Raw genomic sequence first — 20,072 nt, 5'->3', positions numbered from 1 at the left:
GCGTGCCGTACGTCAGGCGCGGTTGACCCGGCCTGCCACCGCGTGCGCGACCAGCAGGTAGACGGCTGCGGGCAGACCGTAGTTGAGCACGGTGCGCCACTTGGCGTTGTCCACCGTGAACAGGTCCTTCGACCATCCCGCGAGCCAATTCGCCGAGTGATGGACCCAGTTGACCAGGTCGTTCGCCCGGTTGGCGTCGAACACGAAGAAGAAGATCCACAGGATCAGGATCAGTGCAGCGATGTCTGCGACGATGAGGATGATCGCCGCGGCGGGGTTACCGCCATACCGTCTGGCCATGACAACCGCATTGCCCGGCTCCGGCGATTGAAACTCCTTTCGATTCCGCGGTGACGGCGCGCCCTCGCGAAGCGTGAGGATCTGGCCAGAACTCCCGAGTGGCGGGCGGACCGGGGCCGGGTGATGCTGCCAAAGATCACGCACGCCCCGCACCCGTAGCCCGTATGCCACCCCGGAGGTCCCCGTGCCGACACGCATCCCGTTGCGCCGGACGATCGTCGCGCTCCTGCTCGCCGTCACCTTCTTCACGGCGACCGCCTGCGGCAAGTCCACGGACTCCATGTCGACCGGCAGTTCGGACCCGAGCGCGTCGCCGACCAGCACCGTCGAGAAGCAGAAGCTGGCCAAGACGCGCTTCGTCGCCAACGCGGGCCTCGCGGCCGGGGCCACGTACCAGTGGATCGTGAAGCCGTACAAGGCGGGCAAGTTCAAGAAGGGCGCGAGCGGCCGGACCTTCGCGCTGGTCAAGGCCGGTCTCGCGGGCACCTTCGCCTACAACAGGCTGAAGGCGGCGGCCGGGAACGCCAAGGCCGACCCCACGCTGAGCAAGGCGGTGGCACCGCTGACGGCGGGCATCGACGCGCTCAAGGACCTGCCGTCCAAGCTCCGCAAGGGCGACTCCGCCGACCAGGCGGCGAACAGCTTCGACGACGTGATCAACAAGGTCAAGGAAGCGGGCAAGAGCGCGGGGGCGGACGTCACCGACAACGTGCCGTCGCTCAAGGACATCGGCGGCTGAGGGCAGGGGCGGCTCAGGACATCGTCGGCTGAGGGCGGCGGCGGCTCAGGACATCGTCGGCTGAGGACATCGTCGGCTGACGCGCTCGGAGCCCACCGCCGGGCCGCCCGCTAGGCGTTCAGCTCCGCCAGCACCCGCAGCGTCTCCCGGTCGGGCGCGGTCACCAGCAGGTCGGTGACCGGGCCCGACCGCCAGGCCGCGAGCCGGTCGGCGATCCGTTCACGCGGCCCGACCAGCGAGATCTCGTCGGCGAAGGCGTCCGGCACGGCGTGCACCGCCTCCTCGCGGCGGCCCTCGGCGAAGAGCCGCTGAATCCGCCCGGCCTCCTCCTCGTACCCCATCCGGCCCATCAGCTCGGCGTGGAAATTACGGCCGCGCGCGCCCATGCCGCCGATATAGAAGCCGAGCATCGCCTTGACCGGGAGCAGCCCGTCGGCCGGGTCCGCGCAGACCTGCGCGCGGACCAACGGGGCGACCATGAAGTCCTTCGACGCCTCGCCGAGCGGCGCGTCGTAGGCGTCGGTACGGAACGGCGACCAGTACAGCGGCAGCCAGCCGTCGGCGATCCGTACCGTCTGGGCGATGTTCCTGGGACCCTCGGCGCCCAGCAGCACCGGCAGGGCGGCGCGCAGCGGGTGGGTGATGGGCTTCAGCGGGCGGCCGAGCCCGGTGCCGTCGGGACCGGCGTACGGCAGCGCGTGGAAACGGCCGTCCAGCCGTACCGGCGCCTCGCGGCGCAGCACCTGGCGGATCACGTCCACGTACTCGCGGGTCGCGGTCAGCGGGCTGCTCGGGAACGGGCGGCCGTACCAGCCCTCCACCACCTGCGGTCCCGACAGGCCGAGGCCGAGCAGCATCCGCCCGCCGGAGAGGTGGTCAAGGGTGAGCGCCTGCATCGCGGTGGCGGCGGGGGAGCGGGCCGCCATCTGCGCGATACCCGTGCCCAGCCTGATCCGGCTGGTGTGCGCGGCGATCCAGGTGAGCGGGGTGAAGGCGTCCGAGCCCCACGCCTCCGCGGTCCACACCGAGTCGTAGCCCAGCCGTTCCGCCTCCTGTGCCAGCCCCACATGGCCGGGGTCCGGGCCGCGGCCCCAGTAACCGAGCGCGAGTCCGAGCCGCATGAACGCCTCCTGGGGGCAAGTGATCTGACGGTGCGTCAGGAATAGTGGGAGGGTACGCGCGCCCGCCGCGGGCCGGAAGACCGGCGGCCGGGCGCGGGGCCGTACACAGGCAGCGGGCGGCTGGGGGCCGGGTGACGGGCTGGGGGGGGGGCGGGCAGGCGGGCGGGCGGAAAAGAACAGCGGCCGGTCCCGGCGTCCGGAGGTCCGGAGCGGGACCGGCCGCTGTCGCGTACCGGAAGGAGAAACGATCAGCCGCGCTGGATGCCGCTGCTGTCCTGGAGCACACCGCGCCGCCCGTCCTGGGTCTGCGCGATCAGCGCGGAGCCGCGCTGGTCCACGGCCAAGTACCAGGTACCCGGCGTCAGTTCGGCGATCTGCGCACCCGGGTTGTCCTCCGCGAACAACGGGCGCGGGACCGGCACCGCGAACCAGAAAGCGGTGAAGTCCGACGACGGACCCTGCGCGGCGGCCGGCTGCGGCGCCGACTGCTGCGCACCGTACGGCTGCTGGGCCTGCTGCGGCTGACCGTACGGCGTCTCGACGGACTGCGCGCCGCCCGGGTACCCGTAACCGGCCTGCGGCGGACCCGCCGCGTACGGCTGCTGGCCGGGGCCGACACCGTACGGCTGGGCCGCGGGCCGCGGGGCGCCGAGCAGCGGGGCCTTGAGCGCGGGAAGACGGTTGGACAGCGGGGCCGCCACCGCGATGACGACGCCGAACAGCAGCGTCAGCCAGTTGCCCGCGCCCTTGTCGACGCCGTCCGGGTTGTCGAACAGCGTCGCCCACAGGGCGGTCCAGCCCACGAACAGGGAGATCGCGACGGCCCACTGCTCAAGCGAGAGCCCGAGGATCTGCCGCCCGACGAGCGGACCGGTACGCGCCAGCACCACCGCGGCGGCGGCGATCAGCGCGGCCAGCGTCACCGAAGGCAGGATCGGGAAGTAGTCCGAGTGCCACAGGTTCCGCGAACTTTCCGCGCCGTTGAACGGCGACTTGAAGCTGAAGAACGGCAGGAACGAGGCGATCAGCAGCAGCACCGCTGCTCCGATCACCGCGCCGTCTCCTCGGGTCAGGGAGCGGATGTTCACGTCAGGTCCTGTCCTTTGTCAGTTCGGTTAACTCGGCCGTACTCAATCGGGCGGTGCCCCATCGTACGGGTGTGATCATGTCCGGACAGCCAGGTATGACCATTGGTGCACGATCCATACCGGACTGCTACAGCCCTGTCACCTCTTCCCTTCGAGGAAGGCGGTGAGGCCGTCGGCGATCCCCTGGGCAGCGTGCTGCCGCCACGCGGAGTCCGTCAACGACTTGGCGTCATGAGCGTTGCGCATGTTCCCGCACTCGATGAACACCTTCGGAACGGTGGACAGGTTGAGCCCGCCGAGGTCGTCGCGGACCGTCATCCCCGTACCGCCGCCCAGGTAGTCGGCGAAGTGCTCGCCGGTCGCCGCGGCGAAACGCGAACGCAGCGTCGTGGCCAGCAGATACGAGGGCGCCGCGATCTTACGGGTGTCCGCGATGCCCACGTGCACCGACGTGGGCGCGATCACATGGAAGCCGGACGCCGACGCGGGCGCGCCGTCCGCGTGGATCGACAGGGCCGCGTCCGCGTGCGCCGCGTTCCCGATCCGGGCCCGCTCGTCCACGCACGGGCCGAACGCCCGGTCGCCGTCGTACGTCAGCTTCACCTGCGCGCCGCGCGCCAGCAGGATCGCCCGCACCCGGTGCGCGACGTCCAGGGTGTACGTCGCCTCCGCGTAACCGGAGTTGGTCTCCGTCCCCGTGGTGTCGCACTCCTTGCGGGCGGTGCCGATGTTCACCAGCTTGTTGATCTCCGCCGTGTGCTTGGCGTTGTTGAGATTGTGGCCGGGGTCGAGGACGACGACCTTTCCCGCCAACGGCCTCATCGCGCCCGCGGTGTTGAGCGGTCGGGGGGAGGCCGTCGCCTGCGCGGTCGGGGCCGTGCCCGCCAGGTCCGCCTGCGGCGCCGAGCCCTTCTGTCCGTCGTCGCCGGTACCCGCCGAGGTCGGTGAGGCCGACGGCGAGGACGTCGGCGCGGCCCGGACCGCGCTGTCCTGCTCCGAGCCCCCGGAATCGCCCACCGCGTGGTACACCAGACCACCTGCCAGGCACGCCGGTACGACCACGGCGACGGCGATGATCAGAGAGCGGCGCTTGCCGCCCCCGTACGACTCGTTCCTGAACACGCCAGCGACTCTATCGGCCTCGCGGACATCCCTGAAGGGCGGTCGCGCGGCGCGGCCGGGGAGCTACGGAGGGCGAGGTGGTCGTGACGGCGACGGGTGGCGTGGGCCGCTCGGCCGTATGCCGCGCGGGGCGTGCGGGGCGGGGCGGGGCCGCGGTTCGTGCGGCTGCCCGGCCGTAGGACGCGCGGGCTACGGTTCGAACGGGCCCGGCAGCCTGCGCAGCACATGCAGTGACCCCGTCGCCGAGACCTCGGCGAAGGCGCCGGAGTCCAGCGCGCGCCGGTACACCCGGTACGGCGCCTGCCCGCCGTCGGCCGGGTCCGCGAACACGTCGTGGATCACCAGCAGCCCGCCCTCGGCGACCAGCGGCCCCCACCCCTCGTAGTCGCCGCCCGCGTGCTCGTCGGTGTGCCCACCGTCGATGAACACCAGCCCGAGCGGCTGCCGCCACACCTTCGCGACCTGCGGTGACCTCCCGACCACCGCGATCACGTGCTCTTCGAGGCCCGCCTCGTACAGCGTCCTGCGGAAGGCCGGGAGCGTGTCCATCAGCCCCGTCGCCTCCTCCACCACCAGTTCCGGGTCGTGGTACTCGCCGTTGCCCCAGTTCCGCTGCTGCTCCTCGCTGCCCCGGTGGTGGTCGACGGTCACCGCCACCGTGCCCGCGCCCCGGGCCGCGTCCGCCAGCAGGATCGTCGACCGCCCGCAGTACGTGCCCACCTCCAGCAGCGGCAGCCCGAGTCCGGCCGCGGCCTCCTTCGCCGCCGCGTACAGGGCCAGGCCCTCGTCCCGTGGCATGAACCCCTTCGCGGCCTCGAACGCCGCCACCACATCCGTCATGGGGTTCACCTTATTTCCGCCCGGACGCGGGCCGGGACCTGGGCCGGGACGCGGGGATGGGGGCCGGGCCGGGGCCTTATGCGCCGGTGCCCGAGGCCGCGAGGCCGATGCGCAGCACGGCGGCCCTGCCCACGACGCCGAGCAGCTGGAGACTCAGCTTGTTCACCCTCCCCTTGGTGCCCGCCTCGCAGGTCAGGTCGGTGGAGCCGGAGTCCTCGTCCGACGGGCCGGTGACGCTCATCTGGCAGCCGCCGTCGGAGTCGAACTGCGACTGGATCAGCGGTGCGGTCAGCATGACCGTGTGACCCCCGACCGAGGTCACCGTGAGCCGTCCGACACCGGACCGCGCGGGCACCGGAATCGTGTCGCCCTCGGTCACCCGGACCTCGCAGCGCCCGTCCCTGCACAGCTCCGTGTCCGTGCCGTCCGACGGCACGGGCAGCGTCGGGGCGGGCGACGGGCTGGCGGTCGTGGGACTCGGGGATGTCGTGGCGGTCGTCGGTGTGCGGGACGCCGGTACGGCACGGCCCGCGCCGTCGGAGCGGCCGGAGCCGCCCGCGCCGCCGTCGCCGCACGATACGAGGACGGCGGCCACGGCCGCGAACACCACGGCACGGACGAGCGGACGGAAACGGGCCGGGCCCGCGGAAGGCTGATGGTTCATGCGTACAGCCAAACCCACCTGTCCCGGGACCGGTCCCGAAGCACGTGCCCCCCGGAAGATGTCCTAGGCCCCGGCGGGGGTGGACGTAGGCCAAAATCCCGATGCTTTCGTGACAGTCGGGACGGCAGCATGGTCCCCATGAGCGATCTCCTCGGACAGCGCGAACGAACCCCCCGCCGTACCGGGCGCCCGGCGCCGCCCGCATGGGCGGTGCTGGTCGCGGTGTGCGCGGGCCAGTTCCTCGTGGTGCTCGACGTGTCCGTCGTGAACGTGGCGCTGCCGTCGATGCGTACGGACCTGGCGCTGAGCCAGGCCGGTCAGCAGTGGGTGGTGAACGCGTACGCGATCACGTTCGCCGGCCTGCTGATGCTCGGCGGCCGGGCCGCCGACCTCTTCGGCCGCAAGCGCGTCTTCCTCGTCGGCCTCGGCCTGTTCACGGCCGCGAGCCTCGCGGGCGGCCTCGCGCAGTCCTCGGGGCTGCTGATCGCCGCCCGCACCCTCCAGGGCATCGGCGCCGCCGTACTGGCGCCCACCACACTCGCCATTCTCACCACGTCCTTCCCCGAGGGCCCCGAGCGGACGAGGGCGATCGGCACCTGGACGGCGGTCGGCGCGGGCGGCGGCGCGGCGGGCGGCCTGGTCGGCGGCCTGCTGACCGACTACCTGTCGTGGCGCTGGGTGCTGCTGGTCAACGTGCCGATCGGCGCGCTGGTGATCGTCGGCGCCGCGCTGTGGCTCACCGAGAGCCGCGGCGGTACGAGCCGCCGTCTCGACGTACCCGGCGCCGTCCTGGTCACCGGCGGTGTCGCCGCCCTCGCGTACGGCATCGCCGAGAGCGAGTCGCACGGCTGGACGTCCGCCACCACGCTGCTGCCGATCGTCGGGGGCGCCGTCCTGCTCGGCGGCTTCGTCGCCGTCGAGGCCAGGACCGCCCAGCCGCTGATGCCGCTGCGCCTGTTCCGTATCCGTTCGGTGTCCGCGGCCAACACCGTCCTGCTCGCGGCCGGGGCCGCGACCTTCGCCACCTGGTACTTCCTGTCGCTGTACATGCAGAATGTGCTGCACTACAGCCCGGTGCGGGCCGGTCTGTCCTTCCTGCCGCACACCGTCAGCATCATCGTCGGCTCCAAGCTGGCGCCCCGGCTGATGAGTTACGTGGACAGCCGGATCGTCGGCGCGGCGGGCGGGCTCATCTCGGCGGCGGGCCTGGCCTGGCAGAGCCGGCTCACCGTGGACGGGGCCTTCCTCACCTCGATCCTCGGGCCCGGCGTCCTCACCATGTTCGGCGCGGGCCTGATGATGACCCCCATCGCGGCGGCGGCCACCTCCGGTGTCGGCATGAGCGAACAGGGGCTCGTCTCCGGCCTCCTCAACACCTCCCGCCAGCTCGGCGGGGCACTCGGGCTCACGATCCTCGCGACCGCCGCCGCCAGCCGTATCTCCTCCCGCGGTCACGCGGGAGCGTCGGCGGCCCGCGCGCTGACCTCGGGTTACTCCCTGGCCTTCCTGATCAGCGCGGCCTTCCTGGTCGTGGGCACCGCGCTCACGGCGCTGTTGCCGAAGCCGACTCCGAAGATCGTTCCGGTGTCGTAGCCGTAGCCGTAGCCGTAGCCGGTGCCGGTGCCGGTGCCGGGCCTGTGGTCGCGGTCGGGGCCGCCGTCGCGTCGTCGCGGAGCAGCGCGAGCTTCTCCGCGGCGTCGGTGCCCTCGACCGGGAACGACGCCAGCATCCGTACGTCGTCCTCGGGTGTGAGCAGCACCTCGCAGCGCAGCCGGACCAGCCCGACCCGCGGGTGCAGCACGTTCTTGCGGTCCGCGCGGCGCACCGCGACCTCGTGCCGCTCCCACAGCGCGCGGAATTCGGCGCTGCTGTCGAGCAGATCCCGCACCAGGTCGGCGAGGCCCCGGTGCCCGGCGCGGCGGGAGTACGTCGAGCGGAGGTCGCCGACGTGCGCCGCCGACATCCGCGGCCAGTCCTCCTCCGGCACCCGCGCGCGCCAGGCCGGATCGGTGAACCACTGCCAGAAGATGTTGTTCTCGCGGCCGGGGCCCGTGATGTCCCGGCCGGTGAGCGCGTCCTGGAGCGCGTTCGTCCACACCACCTCGCCGAGGTCGGTGTAGATGCACACCGGCACGTCCACCAGACGGCTCGCGAGGCTGATCAGCCCCGGACGGATCCGGTTCCCGGCCAGGCGCGGCGGCGCCGACAGCCCGACGAGGTGGAACAGGTGGTCCCGCTCGTCCGGGTCGCAGCGCAGCGCACGCGCGAGCGCCGCCACGACGGACTCGGACGGCGCCGAGCCGCGCGCCTGCTCCAGCCGCGTGTAGTGGTCCGTCGACACCCCCGCCAACTGCGCCACCTCCTCGCGCCGCAGCCCCGGCGTCCGCCGCCGCACCCCCTCGGCCAGGCCGACGTCCGCGGGCCGCAGCGCCTCCCGCCTCCGGCGGAGGAAGTCGGCCAGCCCTGTCCTGTCGATCACCCTCCCATCCTCCGAGCCCGCCGCCCTTTTAGCCAGGGAGAACCTGTCCCTGGCTACCGCTCGCGGGCGACTGCGCCGAGGTCCGCGGGCACCCCGGCCGGCCCACTCGGTGGCCGCGTCGACTTCCACGGTCCCCGGGGTCGGCCACCACCCACACCACGCACAGCGCGCCTGGCGGGACGTCATCGACCTGCTCGCCGAGTGCCTACCCGTAACGGAACGATCCGGTCAGCAACCGCCTTTCCGGGCATCGTCGTTGACCACGCACGGCAGGCCGAGAGGCTCCGCGCCGTGCCTGCGGCAACTGCGGCACACGGATCTTCCTGACCGGCCGCGCCCTGGCCGACCGTCAACCGGTGGCAGGCCGGGCCCGAGCCGCGGTCGCACGTCGGTATGCCTCGCATATGCGGGAGGTAAATGTTTGGCATGCTCGCGGCGGTGGCGCCAGTGAGGCGGAACTGCCACCCGCCGCCGACGTCCATGGCGGCGCTCCGGCTGGCGGTTCGTCAATTCTCTTTGTGGGCGGCGACGTTCTCCGGTCCGACCGCGCGGGGCGTGGGCCACTGCGGGGCGCGAGCGGGTGGTTGGGGGAGCCGCAGGCCGACCGGATGTCCCTTTTGGTGTTTCTCAGGGGAGGCTCAAGTGGCCTCCGAGTTCCTTGACGATCTTGTGGCGGATGCCGCAAGGTCTGCTCAGCTCTCCCACAGGGAGCCTTTGACCAGCAGAAATCTGGCTCGGGCCAGAAAGGGTGGGGTACATCGTCATGCGTGATCACTCGTTGCGCCGTCGTGCCGTCAGAGCGGTGGCGGGCACGTCAACCGCGCTCGTCCTGTTTAGCGGGGTCGGCATGCAGGCGGCCTTCGCTGACGACAGCGACACGGTCGGCGACTCGTCGACCGTGCACGAGACGCCGGTCGACGACGTCGACGAATCCGACGCGGTGGACGTTCCGGCAAGCCAGCTCGGCACCGAGCCGGACATCCCGAGCACGCCTCCGGGGGGAGGCAATCACCCCGGCGGCCAGTACTGCGACCCGGTCTCGGTGTATACCCCGACGTATAAGGGCGGCTACCACATGCGCGCCGTCGGGCCCACGCAGGCCAACACGAACGCGACCAGCAGGTCGATGACATCGACGTTCAGCTCGTCGACGACCGGTACGGTCGGAGTGTCCCTGTCGGGGACACTGAGCACCAGCGTCAGTGTGCTGATCGCCAAGATCGAGACGAAGTACGACGTGTCGCTCAGCAGTTCACTGTCGGTGGGATTCTCCAACTCCTCGTCCATCACCACACCGGCGCACTACACCACCTTCGCGACGTACGGCGTCTACCGCCTGCGCAACCAGGGCGTGAGCTACCACTACTACACCAACTGCGCCACCACGGCTCACGTCACCGTCACCAGCTACACCCCGCACCATGTGGGCTGGTACATCTCCGAATCGAAGAACTAGTGCCCGCCCACCGGATCAGCGCCGCCGCACTGGCCGCAGCCCTTGCCGCCGTGCTCGCAGGGTGCACGACCGGCCACTCCGCCCCTGACCCGACACCGACGCGCACGGGCTCCCCGACCGTGCCGGTCGCTGTCGACCCACACGCACCGTCGGTGGCCAAGGCCCCCAACCTGAGCGAGGTGAACGTCCCCACCCTGGCGTCGGCGGCCTCCCTGAGCAAGGACACCGAGTTCCCTCTCATAGGCGGCATTCGGGCGAGCAAGACCCTGGCCATCGCCGTGAACTGCAAAGACACCGGGACACTCACCGTCGCCATCGAACCTTCCGGGCTCAGCTTCCCCCTGCGCTGCATCCCAACGCAGGTGACGCCGACCGTGAACGAAATACGGTTCGCCTCCACCAGCAAGCAGGCACAGATCACGTTCACGCTGTCACCCATGTCCGACCTGGCCTGGTCGTACTCCGCCGGGTGGGACCCGCATCCGGCTCAGCTCGACCAGAGCTAGACCCGCGCCCCGCCCGGCCACCGTCGATCGTCACAGTTCGGAGGCACCGGAGAGCATCTTCTTGCGCCCCTGCATATGCGTCACCGTGCCCGCCGGATTCACCTTTCCGGTGGGCACGGTCACGTCCCGAACCCGAACCGCGGCCCAAAGACACCACCCCGCGGCGGCTCGGCACGACGTACTCGACCCTGACGTTGTCTGCCCTGACGCAACGGGCGACGGCGTCGTTCGTGTACGCGAGATGCCTACCCCGGCTACCGCCCGCGGGCGGACGTCTTGTGCGGGAGGCCGCGGATGTAGGGGGCGAAGAGCAGGGACCAGTTGCCCACGGCGTGGTGGGCGCGCAGTGTCTGTTCGGCCTCTTCCGCGTCGGCGGGGAGGTCGGCGGGGACATCGGCCGGGAGGCCGGCTGCTGGGAGGTCCGCGGGCGCGTGGCCGTCCCATTCGGTGGCCGCGTCGAGCAGGTACAGCAGGTGTCCGGCCGCCGGGCCCGCGTCCCCGGCCTCCAAGGCGCTCGTGGTGAAGGCGCGCTGTTCGTCGCGCCACACCAGGTCCGAGCTGTCGACGGCGGACGCGACCAGCTCCGCCCAGTACGCCTCGTCGTGGGCGCCGGTGCGCTGCCGCATGTGCCGCGCGGCGAACCGCGCCATGGCTCCCGCGTCGTCGATCAGCGGGGAGAGCACCTGGTCGGAGGTGAAGTCGAAGCCGAACCAGAGGCGGCGGCCGTCGAGGACCAGCGATTCGATCCCGCCGACCACCTCGGTACGCCCGGCCAGCCCGGCCTCCGTATCCGCCGCCGCGTCCTCGACCGCCATGGTGGCCCCCTCATCGCTCGTTCCCGCTATCGCCGGAGTCTGTGAGGAGTTGTCTATCGCACGGCACTGACACCCGCGGGGGCGCCTTACGGCCGTCCGGCCGCTTCGAGCAGGCTCTTGAGCCGGGCCAGGTCGGCGGTGACGGACTCGGCGTCGCGCCGGAAGTCGTCGTCGCTCGTCTCCGGCTGTCGCCGAAGCGTGAAGACGACCTCGCTGGCCGGGCCGTCCGCGATCACCCGGACCGGGTTGGAGACGGTCCGCCCGGAGGGCAACGTGACGTCGTGGTCGAGCACGCCCCACTCGTTGGCGGGCGAGAAGGCGACGGTCACCCGCCCCAAGGGGGCGGATCGCGCGACCCATTGACCGTCGATCTCCTCGATCGAGCCGCCCAGCCCGTGCGCCCACTCCGGCAGATTCGCCGGGTCCGAGGCGTAGTCGTAGACGTCCTTGACGGGACGGTCGATACGGATGCCGAGGTGCCGGGATTCCCCGCCTGCGCCCTTCCTGCTTGAGCCGTCCCTGCCTGCGCCGTCCCTGCCTGCGCCGTCCCTGCCTGTGCTGTCCGTGCCATTGCTGTTGTCCATGACCGCGACGCTACGGCCGACCGGCGCCGTTTTCTTGAACGAATCGGACATCGCGGGAATCCCGCGGCGCTCAGCCGAAGTAGTGGCCGTCCTTCAGGTCCGCGAGCAGGCCGGGGCGGGTCGGCCGCCAGTCGAGCAGATCGCGCGTGATCCGCGCGGAGGCGGGGCCGTCGACGGCCCAGAAGCGGCCGAGCCAGCCGACGTACTCCCCGGCCTGCTCGGCCGTGACGGAGACGGCGGGGACGCCGAGATGCGCGGCGAAGATCTCGGCGACCTCGCGGATCGGTACGCCCTCGTCGGCGACCGCGTGCAGCACGGAACCGGCGGGCGCGGATTCGAGCGCGAGGCGGAACAGCCGGGCGGCGTCGTCGCGGTGGACGGACGGCCAGCGGTTGGCGCCGTCGCCGACGTAGGCCGCGGCGCCCTTCTCGCGCGCGAAGCCGATCGCGACCGGCATGAACCCGTTGTCGCCGGTGCCGTGCGTGGCGGGCGGGAGGCGTACGACGCAGGAGCGGACGCCGTGGCTGGCGAGGGCCTGGACGTAGTGGGCGTTGCCGATCCGGCCGCCGGAGCCGCTGATCGGGGCGTCGGTGCTGTCAGTGGCGGTGGTGCCGTCACCGCCGTCGGTGCTATCGGTGTCGCCCTCCGTGCTCGCGGCCCGCGCGAGACCGTCGCGTTCGGTGGCGACGACGCCGGGCGCCAGCCCGAGCACGCCGAGGATGCCGGAGGCGATGACGAAAGGCTTGTCCGTACCGGTCAGGGCCTCGCCGAAGGTCTCGATCGCCGCGCGGTCGGCTTCGGTGGCACCGGCGAAGTCGCCCGCGAAGGCGATGTCGTGCTTGAACGCCAGGTGGACGACCCCGTCGGACGACGCGGCGGCCTCCCGCAGCGTGCCGAGGTCGTCGAGCGACCCCGGCAGGACCTCGGCGCCCGCGGACCGCAGGGTCCGGGCCGCGGCATCGGAGCGGGCGAGCCCGACGACCGAGTGACCTGCGGTGATCAGCTCGGGTACGAGCCCGCGGCCGACCCAGCCCGACGCTCCTGTGACGAAAACGCGCATGGGGAACCTCCAGAAAGGGGCGCGCCCGTCCGGCGGATCCGTAGCGGGCGGCCTTGCGGTCACCCTCTATTCTTTGTACGGTCGTGCAAGAAAAGTCAAGCGGTGACGGCGGCCGGTACGCGAGGGAGGATGGACGACGGCGGACCCCGACGAACAGGACGGACCGCGACGAACAGGACGGACCGTGACGGTCGCGACGGACCGCGACGATCACGAACGACCGTGACGATCAACCGGAGGCAGCGATGGCGGGGCGCCCCGTCGACCACCAGCGGCGCGCGGAACTGCTCGACGCGGTGGTCGACTACACGGTCGAGCACGGCTTCTCCGAGGTGTCGTGGCGGCCGGTCGCCGCCGCCCTCGGGGTGTCGCCCACGACCCTCGTCCACCGCTTCGGCACCAAGGAGCAGATGCTCCAGGCCGTCCTCGGGCGCCTGCGCGAGCGCATCTTCCAGGCCACCAACGAGACGGCCGGACACCAGCCCGATCTGGCGACGTCCGTACGCGCCGTCTGGCGACGCGCCTCGGACCCGCGCCAAGGCGCCGAGTTCCGGCTCTTCTTCGCCGTCTACGGGCGGGCGCTCCAGGCGCCCGAGCAGTTCTCCGACTTCCTCGACCACGTCGTCACCGACTGGATGAACGCCCTGTGTGCCGCCCAAGGGCCCGACGTATCACCCGAGTCGGCAGTGCGTACGGCCACCCTCGTCATCGCCACCGTTCGCGGCCTGCTCCTCGACCTCCTCGCCGCCGGCGACCGCGCCCGCGTCGACGACGCGGCCGAAGCGTTCCTCGCCTCGCTGGCGTGAGGGGTCAGAGCCAGCCGTTCTGGCGCGCGTGGCGTACGGCTTCGATGCGGTTACGGGTGCCGGTCTTGCCGATGGCCGCGGAGAGGTAATTGCGCACGGTGGACTCGGAGAGGAAGACGCGGGCCGCGATGTCGGCGACGGTGGAGCCGTCCGCGGCGGCGTTGAGCACGTCGCGCTCACGCGGGGTGAGCGGGCTGGGCCCCGCGCTGAGCGCTGCCGCGGCCAGCGCCGGGTCGATGACGCGCTCGCCGCGCAGGACACGGCGGATGGCGTGGGCCAGTTCCTCGACGGGCCCGTCCTTGACCAGGAATCCGGCCGCGCCCGCTTCCATGGCGCGCCGCAGATACCCCGGCCGTCCGAACGTGGTGAGGATGAGCACCTGGCACGACGGCAGCCGCTCGCGCAGCTCCGCCGCCGCGTCGAGCCCGCTGCGCCCCGGCAGTTCGATGTCCAGCAGCGCGATGTCCGGCCGCGCCTCCAGCGCCTCCGCCACGATCCGGTCCCCGGCCGCCACCTGCGCGACGACCTCCAGGTCGTCCTCCAGATTCAGCAACAACGCGAGCGCGCCCCGCATCATCCCCTGGTCCTCCGCGAGCAGCACCCGCGTGAGCGCCCCGTCCCGCCGGTCGCCGTGCTCGCCGCCCCGCTCCCCGCCCTGCCCTGTCTCCCCGTCGGTCATCCCCCCACCCTAGACAGCCCTAGCCCTAGGCAGCCGCCACCCTAGGCAGCCCCCGCCCGTGCGGTCCGCCCGCCGTGTCCGGGACATGGCTCGCACGGCGACTATTGCCGCGAGTGGGCTGGTACTACTGGTACATGCATGAAGAGACCGCGCAGTCCGCGATCGACACGTTCATCTCCGCGTTCAACGCGTCGGACGACACTTATGTGACCGGGCTGCTCTCCCAGGCCCTGACCTCGGATGTCCTCTTCTGGGGGCCGTTGGGACGCAGCGAGGGGATCGAGGCGGTCGAGCGCTTCGTGCTGGACATCCGGCGCCATCCGGCGGGGGCCGGCACGATGGAGCGCTGCTCGGCGGTGGACATGCCCGACGAGTGGGCCCGGTACGAGTGGGTCTTCACCACTCCCGACGGAGGCCCCCGCCTGACGGGAACCGACGTCGTCCATCTGCGGCGGAGCCTCATCGACCAGGTCATCGTCTTCGCCGGAGAGATCAAGTAGGCCGATTCCCCCCGCCGCCCCCGAGTTCCCCACGACGTGACCTCGGCGAGGACGTCGTGCCAGGGGAGGGCACCGGGATCGGCCGCCTCGCCGGAAGAAGCCGCCTCGCCGGAAGCCGCCTTGGCGGGGTGCCCGGACCAGAGCCGTACTCCCGACCGCGCCTCGGACGCGAGCCGTACTCCCGACCGCGCCTCGGACGCGCGGACCGGCTCCCAGGAGCCCGCCGAGAACACTCCGGCGAGCTCGTGCACGGCGATGAAGCCGGCCACACCGCCCTCGGGGTCCGTGCGGTCCGGGCGCTCGGTGAGGGCTTGCCACAGGATGTACGCGTTCGGCAGCCGCACCTCGGGCCGGAACCGGTACGCGAGGCGTTCCCGCCTGATCGAGCCAATGCGCGGCAGCCGCACCCGGGCGAGCGGGACGACCTCGCGCGCAGATCCGATGATCTGAAAGAAAAGCCCTAGGTGTCCCGCCACGGGGTAGCGGTCGGGATGGGAGAAGGTGGCCTCGTCGGGCACGCGGTTCGCGGGAGGACGGTGCCGCACCTTTTCCGGTTGGGCCGCAGGCACGTCGTAGAGGAGTGAATTCGTATGACGGATGACGTCTTCGGGAGTTCCGAGGCATTGAGGGAACTGACGATCCACGACCGGCACGGGCAATTCATCGGCCGGGTCAGCCATGTGTACGTGGACGACTGGGACCGTCGGCCGCAGTGGGTGACGGTGAGGACCGGGATGCACGGCTTCGAGGAGACGTTCGTCCCCTTGGCCGGCGCCGAGCACGAGATCGGGCGCGACACGGGCGGCGGTGTGCTGCGGGTGGCGTACGACCTCGACACGATCAAGGCCGCGCCGCGCGAGGACGCCGAGCAGCACCTCGGACTCGACCAGGAGCAGGAGTTGTACGCCCACTACGGGCTCCTCCCGCCGGAGGGCCAGGCGTCCGGCGCCCCGGGCGTGGGCGCCGACCGCCCCACCGCCCCCCTCACCGGCCACGACGAGGGCATGGACGACATCCAGGAACTCTCCGACGACCCGGCCCCCGCCCCCACCCGCTCCCGTCTCCGCAAGGCCACCCCCGCCGAAACCACCCCACCCGCATCCACCCCCTCCGAGCCCCCCACCCCTGCGGAGCCCCCCGTCTCCTCCGAGCCCCCCACCCCTGCGGAGCCCGCCGCCTCCTCCGAGCCCCCCACCCCGACACCCGAGGCGACCCCCTCCACCCCTCCGCCCCCTCCCGCCCCCGACGACAGGTCCTAGAGATCGACCCCGTTCTTCACCGGCGGCGGCTACGAGTCCGGGGTCGGGGCGCGGGGTGGGCTGGACTGGGCGGGGGTTGTGGCGGCGGACTGACCGGAGGAAAAGCGGATAAAGGGGCTGCGGGGGGAATTCGTCCCGGAATCCGGCCGGCGCAAAGGGTGGCGGGAAAAGGCTGTACGTACCTCGGGGTTCGTGAACCCCGAGGTACGTATCGGAGCAGGTGGCGGCAGGTGCAGAAGGCGGGATTCCACTTAATTTTTTCCTGAAAGGATTGACGCGCTTCGTTAGATGGACACAGAATCCACTTCGCTCATAGGGGAGTTCGGGTGGAACGGGGTGGGGGCGGACTGTGAATATTCGTATGCGGCGCAGAGCGCGGAAGCTGGCGTGGCGGGGGGTCGCGGTGGGGGCGGCGGCCACGGTGGCGTGGGCGGGGCTGACGCCCCTGGACGCGACGGCGGACCCCGCGCCCGTGCCGCAGACCGAGGCGCAGCGGGACCTGGACCAGGCGCAGGCGTCCGGGCAGCCGGTGGAGGTGGTGGGGGCGCGTACGGAGAACACGACGACGTACGCGAATCCCGACGGAATCACCATGCGGCTCGACCAGTTCACGGCCCCGGTACGGGTCGCGCGGGCGGACGGCTCCTGGGCCGAGCCGGACGCGACCCTGGCCAGGAAGGCCGACGGGAGCCTGGCTCCGAAGGCGGCCGTGGTGGATCTGGCCTTCTCCGGCGGCGGCACCGCCCCGTTGGTGACGATCGGGCGCAACGGCCGCACGCTGGCCTTCAGTTGGCCCGGCACGCTGCCCGCCCCGACGCTGGACGGCGAGAGCGCCGTGTACGCCGACGTGCTGCCGGGCGTGGACCTGCGCATGACGGCGACCACGCAGGGCTACCGCGAGGTGCTGGTGGTCAAGACGCCGACCGCGGCGGCCAATCCGGCGCTGAAGCGGATCGAGTTCGGGATGCGCGCCTCCGGCCTGGACGTCAGCGACACCGCGAGCGGCGGCCTGAGCGCGGTCGGCCCCGACGGGCAGGAGCTGTTCACGTCCTCGGCCGCCCAGATGTGGGACTCGCTCGGTACGGCGTCCGCCCCGGTCGACAACCCGGCCGCGCCCACGGCGAAGACGGCGCCCACCACAAAGGCCGCGCCCAGCGCCAAGACCGCGCCCACCACCAAGGCCGCGCCCAGCGCCGAGGCCGCCGAGGCCCTCGCCCCCGAAGACGGCCCGGCCCCCGGCGCCACCACCGCCACCACCCCGCTGGACGTCACCGGCACCTCCGTCGCCGTCGTCCCCGACCCCCACCTCCTCGCGGCCAAGGACACCGCCGCGTACCCGCTGTACATCGACCCCGACGTGTCGCTCGCCTCGGGCGCCCCGCAGCGCACCCTCCTGCGCAGCGACGGCTACAGCAGCTACGGCTGGGGCAACGGCACCAACGGCGAGGGCGACGGCCACTGCGGCTCCTGGAACGGCTACTACTGCGGTCCCGGCTACACCCAGCGGCTCTACTTCCAGTTCACCCCCGGCGCCCTCAAGGGCAAGAAGGTCCTGAAGGCGACCTTCCGCGTCACCTCGCCCTGGGCGTTCCAGTGCGACGCGCGCTGGACGGACCTGGAGCGCACGAACAACTTCTCGTCGTCCACGACCTGGTCGTCACGCCCCAAGGAGCTCGACCTGATGGTCGACCGCTCCTTCTCGGCCGGCCGCGGCTCGACCTGCGACCCCAACTCCCCTGACGCGCCGATCGAATTCGCCGACAACCCGGACGAGACGAATGAGAATCTGACGCCCACGGTCGCGGACTTCGCCGCGGGCAAATTCGCCAAGCTCACCCTCGAACTGCGCGCGCACGACGAGTCCGACACCTCCGCGTGGAAGCGGTTCAAGAACAACGCGGCGCTGTCCGTCAACTACGTGGCCAACCCCGCGCTCCCGACGAAGATCGGTCTGGTCACGGGCAGCGGCGTGGTGTGCTCGACCAAGAGCGCCGACCCGTCGGTGATCTCCGACCCGACGCCCGCGCTGTCGTCGGTGCCGCAGACGGCGGCGGGCGGCGAGTCGGGCGCGCGGCTGCGTTCGGTCTTCAGCATGGACAAGTACACGGCCTCCAGCGCCACCTGGTCGAGCGCGTTCAGCGACATCGTGCGGCCCGCGACCGGATTCGTCGGCGACAACGTCTCACCCGGCGTCGCCACCGCACCGACCCTGACCGACGGCACGCTGTACCGCTACCGCACATGGACCCGTTCGTACTACGACAACCAGAGCAGCTATCTGGCGGGACCGTCCAACGGCTCGACCACCGGCTGGTGTTACTTCAAGGTCGACTCCACCGCCCCCAAGGCGCCGACGGTCACCTTCGCGCGAACCTACAGCGAGTGCCTGCCCAACACCTGTGTTCCGGCGGGCGGTCCCGGCGTGGAGGGCAAGGTCGTCTTCGGGCCCGCGTCCGGTGACACCAACACCGCCTACGAGTACAAGCTGTCCTCGTCCGACGCGTGGATCGCGCTCGCGGCCGGGGTCACCAGTGCGACGATCACCCCGCCCGCCTCCGGCACGTACCACCTGGACGTCCGCGCCAAGGACGTCGTCGGGCGGTGGGGCGCGGAGACGGTGAAGGACTTCCTGGTCGCGGCCGGTGCGGGCCCGGTCGGGCAGTGGAGCTTCGACGAGAGCGGCGGCCAGGCCGTCGACACCTCGACCACCGTGGCGGCGCAGCAGCACAACGCGACACTGTCCGGCACCGGCGCGGTCCGCGACGCCAACGGCCGCCGCGGCGACCTGCCGGACGGCAACGGCGGCAGCACCCCGGACAAGGGCCTGCACCTGGACGGGACGTCGGGGTACGCCTCGACGGCGGGGCCCGTACTGGAGACCCGCTCGGCATACACCGTCTCGGCGTGGGTGAAGCTGGACACCACCACACCCAACGGCATCGTGCTCTCCCAGGACGGGGTGACGTACAGCCCGTTCATCCTCGCCTACGACCACGGCCTGGGCACCTGGTTCTTCGGGGTCAAGCAGCAGGACGCCAACACCGGCACCGCGTACTACGGAGTGGCGGCCAAGTCCCCGCCCAGGACCGGGGTGTGGACCCACCTGCTGGGCAGCTACGACCCGGCGACCTCGCAGAGCGCGCTGTACGTGAACGGCGTGCTCCAGGGCACCGCGACCACCACCGGCTCGTGGTCGGCGACCGGCGCGTTCCAGATCGGGCGGTACAAGTGGGGGACGTACCAGTACAACTTCCCCGGCAGCATCGATGAGGTGAAGGTCTGGCAGCGGACGCTGACCTCGCAGGAAGCCTCCGACGAGGCGCGGCTGCTCGGCACCGACGGCAAGGCCCAGGTCGAACTGACCGCGGCCTGGGACCCGTCGGGCGCCTCCGGCACCACCCTCGCCGACACCGCCTCCGGTTACGGCCGCACCCTGACCACCTCGGGCGGCGCCACCCTCGACGGCGACACCATCGCCCTCGACGGCGCCACCGGTTCGGTCTCCACGCCCGGCTCCGTCGTGGACGACACCGGCTCCTTCACGGTCACCACCCGCACCCAGCTCGACGCGGCGGCCCTGGTCACCCACCCCGTCGGCTACACCGAACAGATCGCGGGGCAGCGCTCGGCCGACGGCTCCTCGTGGGGCGTGTGGTTCAAGTACACCGGCACCACCACCACACTGGACGACGACGGCAACGTCATCACCGTCCCCCAGGGCCAGTGGCTCTTCGGCCGGGTCGCCACCGACGGCACCTTCACCGGCGCCGTCTCGCCCAACGACGACCCCAGCGGCGGCAGCGCCGACGGCACCGTCCAGGTCACCGGCGTCCTCGACGCCCAGTCCGGCACGGTCAGCCTCTACCTCGGCGACAACCTCCAGGACACCCAGCCCTTCACCGCCGTCCAGGGAGCGGGCGACTTCACCGGCGGCCGCGCCTACGTCGGCGCGACGTGGGGGCACTACCTGGCGGGCCAGATCGAGGACATCCGCGTCTGGTCGGGCGCGATGACCGACTCCGACCAGATCACGTCGGTCATCGACGGCTGACCC

Annotated in this window: 19 protein-coding genes and 1 pseudogene; 9 read left to right on the top strand and 11 right to left on the bottom strand. The window is 71.8% G+C overall.

Translation table 11 applies throughout. The annotated features are described in order from the left end of the window. Positions 1-12 precede the first annotated feature (12 nt). Positions 13-300, bottom strand: a complete 288-nt coding sequence (locus ABZX65_RS27390) for a hypothetical protein (RefSeq protein ID WP_188285062.1) — start codon at positions 298-300, stop codon at positions 13-15. A gap of 184 nt (positions 301-484) precedes the next feature. Here ABZX65_RS27390 and ABZX65_RS27385 point away from each other — a divergent pair, with 184 nt between their 5' ends. After that, a complete protein-coding gene (locus ABZX65_RS27385; RefSeq protein ID WP_355345397.1) occupies positions 485-1,039 on the top strand; it encodes a hypothetical protein in 555 nt (184 codons plus the stop codon). Positions 1,040-1,149: 110 nt separating this feature from the next. Here ABZX65_RS27385 and ABZX65_RS27380 read toward each other — a convergent pair whose 3' ends face one another. The 5 genes from ABZX65_RS27380 to ABZX65_RS27360 form a co-directional block, all read right to left on the bottom strand. After that, complete coding sequence (locus ABZX65_RS27380; protein WP_355345394.1) at positions 1,150-2,160, bottom strand: LLM class F420-dependent oxidoreductase; 1,011 nt, start codon at positions 2,158-2,160, stop codon at positions 1,150-1,152. A 248-nt stretch (positions 2,161-2,408) separates the two neighbouring features. Beyond that, positions 2,409-3,248 (bottom strand): hypothetical protein, encoded by an 840-nt coding sequence (locus ABZX65_RS27375; protein ID WP_355345391.1) that lies wholly within the window; start codon positions 3,246-3,248, stop codon positions 2,409-2,411. Positions 3,249-3,386: 138 nt separating this feature from the next. Further along, positions 3,387-4,370: an N-acetylmuramoyl-L-alanine amidase gene (locus ABZX65_RS27370; RefSeq protein ID WP_355345388.1), complete on the bottom strand. Its 984-nt coding sequence runs from the start codon at positions 4,368-4,370 to the stop codon at positions 3,387-3,389. A gap of 189 nt (positions 4,371-4,559) precedes the next feature. Beyond that, on the bottom strand, positions 4,560-5,210 hold the full coding sequence (locus ABZX65_RS27365) for a class I SAM-dependent methyltransferase (RefSeq protein ID WP_355345385.1): 651 nt from the start codon (positions 5,208-5,210) through the stop codon (positions 4,560-4,562). A 76-nt stretch (positions 5,211-5,286) separates the two neighbouring features. Next, positions 5,287-5,874 (bottom strand): hypothetical protein, encoded by a 588-nt coding sequence (locus tag ABZX65_RS27360; RefSeq protein WP_355345382.1) that lies wholly within the window; start codon positions 5,872-5,874, stop codon positions 5,287-5,289. Between the two features lie 138 nt (positions 5,875-6,012). Here ABZX65_RS27360 and ABZX65_RS27355 point away from each other — a divergent pair, with 138 nt between their 5' ends. Further along, on the top strand, positions 6,013-7,467 hold the full coding sequence (locus tag ABZX65_RS27355) for an MFS transporter (protein WP_355345379.1): 1,455 nt from the start codon (positions 6,013-6,015) through the stop codon (positions 7,465-7,467). Here ABZX65_RS27355 and ABZX65_RS27350 read toward each other — a convergent pair. Beyond that, positions 7,418-8,353, bottom strand: coding sequence for a helix-turn-helix transcriptional regulator (locus ABZX65_RS27350; RefSeq protein WP_355345376.1), 936 nt, complete (start codon positions 8,351-8,353; stop codon positions 7,418-7,420). The genes ABZX65_RS27355 and ABZX65_RS27350 overlap by 50 nt on opposite strands. A 127-nt stretch (positions 8,354-8,480) precedes the next feature. Here ABZX65_RS27350 and ABZX65_RS27345 point away from each other — a divergent pair. From ABZX65_RS27345 to ABZX65_RS27335, 3 genes and pseudogenes are all read left to right on the top strand, one after another. Beyond that, positions 8,481-8,573, top strand: a pseudogene (locus tag ABZX65_RS27345) (dienelactone hydrolase family protein); the annotation flags it as partial. 582 nt (positions 8,574-9,155) lie between these two features. Beyond that, a complete protein-coding gene (locus ABZX65_RS27340) occupies positions 9,156-9,809 on the top strand; it encodes a hypothetical protein (protein WP_355345373.1) in 654 nt (217 codons plus the stop codon). Between the two features lie 152 nt (positions 9,810-9,961). Next, a complete protein-coding gene (locus tag ABZX65_RS27335) occupies positions 9,962-10,315 on the top strand; it encodes a hypothetical protein (RefSeq protein WP_355345370.1) in 354 nt (117 codons plus the stop codon). 254 nt (positions 10,316-10,569) lie between these two features. Here the strand turns inward: ABZX65_RS27335 and ABZX65_RS27330 are convergent, their stop codons facing one another. The 3 genes from ABZX65_RS27330 to ABZX65_RS27320 all read right to left on the bottom strand — a co-directional run bounded on the left by ABZX65_RS27330 (position 10,570) and on the right by ABZX65_RS27320 (position 12,774). Further along, positions 10,570-11,130, bottom strand: a complete 561-nt coding sequence (locus ABZX65_RS27330; protein WP_355345368.1) for a hypothetical protein — start codon at positions 11,128-11,130, stop codon at positions 10,570-10,572. 86 nt (positions 11,131-11,216) lie between these two features. Beyond that, positions 11,217-11,600, bottom strand: coding sequence for an SRPBCC family protein (locus ABZX65_RS27325; RefSeq protein ID WP_355345453.1), 384 nt, complete (start codon positions 11,598-11,600; stop codon positions 11,217-11,219). 184 nt (positions 11,601-11,784) lie between these two features. Further along, a complete protein-coding gene (locus ABZX65_RS27320) occupies positions 11,785-12,774 on the bottom strand; it encodes an SDR family oxidoreductase (protein WP_355345365.1) in 990 nt (329 codons plus the stop codon). 245 nt (positions 12,775-13,019) lie between these two features. Here ABZX65_RS27320 and ABZX65_RS27315 point away from each other — a divergent pair, with 245 nt between their 5' ends. Continuing rightward, positions 13,020-13,580, top strand: a complete 561-nt coding sequence (locus ABZX65_RS27315; protein WP_355345362.1) for a TetR/AcrR family transcriptional regulator — start codon at positions 13,020-13,022, stop codon at positions 13,578-13,580. Positions 13,581-13,584: 4 nt separating this feature from the next. Here the strand turns inward: ABZX65_RS27315 and ABZX65_RS27310 are convergent, their stop codons facing one another. Beyond that, on the bottom strand, positions 13,585-14,259 hold the full coding sequence (locus ABZX65_RS27310; RefSeq protein WP_355345359.1) for a response regulator transcription factor: 675 nt from the start codon (positions 14,257-14,259) through the stop codon (positions 13,585-13,587). 134 nt (positions 14,260-14,393) lie between these two features. Here ABZX65_RS27310 and ABZX65_RS27305 point away from each other — a divergent pair, with 134 nt between their 5' ends. From ABZX65_RS27305 to ABZX65_RS27295, 3 genes are all read left to right on the top strand, one after another. Continuing rightward, positions 14,394-14,759, top strand: coding sequence for a nuclear transport factor 2 family protein (locus ABZX65_RS27305; protein ID WP_355345356.1), 366 nt, complete (start codon positions 14,394-14,396; stop codon positions 14,757-14,759). Between the two features lie 590 nt (positions 14,760-15,349). Then, positions 15,350-16,018 carry a hypothetical protein gene (locus ABZX65_RS27300; protein ID WP_355345353.1) on the top strand — a complete coding sequence of 223 codons (669 nt, stop codon included), beginning with the start codon at positions 15,350-15,352 and terminating at the stop codon, positions 16,016-16,018. A 361-nt stretch (positions 16,019-16,379) separates the two neighbouring features. Beyond that, positions 16,380-20,069: a LamG-like jellyroll fold domain-containing protein gene (locus tag ABZX65_RS27295; protein WP_355345350.1), complete on the top strand. Its 3,690-nt coding sequence runs from the start codon at positions 16,380-16,382 to the stop codon at positions 20,067-20,069. Positions 20,070-20,072: the final 3 nt, after the last annotated feature.

The sequence above is a fragment of the Streptomyces sp. NPDC003300 genome, from assembly GCF_040610915.1.
In the GTDB taxonomy this organism is placed as follows: Bacteria; Actinomycetota; Actinomycetes; order Streptomycetales; family Streptomycetaceae; genus Actinacidiphila.
Note: the sequence above shows the minus strand (reverse complement) of the source record. Positions and strands in the feature narration are given on the sequence as shown.

What these genes read in the sequence shown, in the direction of transcription:
- ABZX65_RS27390 (WP_188285062.1), bottom strand. Translation starts at nt 300, where the DNA reads ATGGCCAGACGGTATGGCGGTAACCCCGCCGCGGCGATCATCCTCATC.
- ABZX65_RS27380 (WP_355345394.1), bottom strand. Translation starts at nt 2,160, where the DNA reads ATGCGGCTCGGACTCGCGCTCGGTTACTGGGGCCGCGGCCCGGACCCC.
- ABZX65_RS27365 (WP_355345385.1), bottom strand. Translation starts at nt 5,210, where the DNA reads ATGACGGATGTGGTGGCGGCGTTCGAGGCCGCGAAGGGGTTCATGCCA.
- ABZX65_RS27360 (WP_355345382.1), bottom strand. Translation starts at nt 5,874, where the DNA reads ATGAACCATCAGCCTTCCGCGGGCCCGGCCCGTTTCCGTCCGCTCGTC.
- ABZX65_RS27355 (WP_355345379.1), top strand. Translation starts at nt 6,013, where the DNA reads ATGAGCGATCTCCTCGGACAGCGCGAACGAACCCCCCGCCGTACCGGG.
- ABZX65_RS27330 (WP_355345368.1), bottom strand. Translation starts at nt 11,130, where the DNA reads ATGGCGGTCGAGGACGCGGCGGCGGATACGGAGGCCGGGCTGGCCGGG.
- ABZX65_RS27320 (WP_355345365.1), bottom strand. Translation starts at nt 12,774, where the DNA reads ATGCGCGTTTTCGTCACAGGAGCGTCGGGCTGGGTCGGCCGCGGGCTC.
- ABZX65_RS27315 (WP_355345362.1), top strand. Translation starts at nt 13,020, where the DNA reads ATGGCGGGGCGCCCCGTCGACCACCAGCGGCGCGCGGAACTGCTCGAC.
- ABZX65_RS27310 (WP_355345359.1), bottom strand. Translation starts at nt 14,259, where the DNA reads ATGACCGACGGGGAGACAGGGCAGGGCGGGGAGCGGGGCGGCGAGCAC.
- ABZX65_RS27305 (WP_355345356.1), top strand. Translation starts at nt 14,394, where the DNA reads ATGCATGAAGAGACCGCGCAGTCCGCGATCGACACGTTCATCTCCGCG.
- ABZX65_RS27300 (WP_355345353.1), top strand. Translation starts at nt 15,350, where the DNA reads ATGACGGATGACGTCTTCGGGAGTTCCGAGGCATTGAGGGAACTGACG.
- ABZX65_RS27295 (WP_355345350.1), top strand. Translation starts at nt 16,380, where the DNA reads ATGCGGCGCAGAGCGCGGAAGCTGGCGTGGCGGGGGGTCGCGGTGGGG.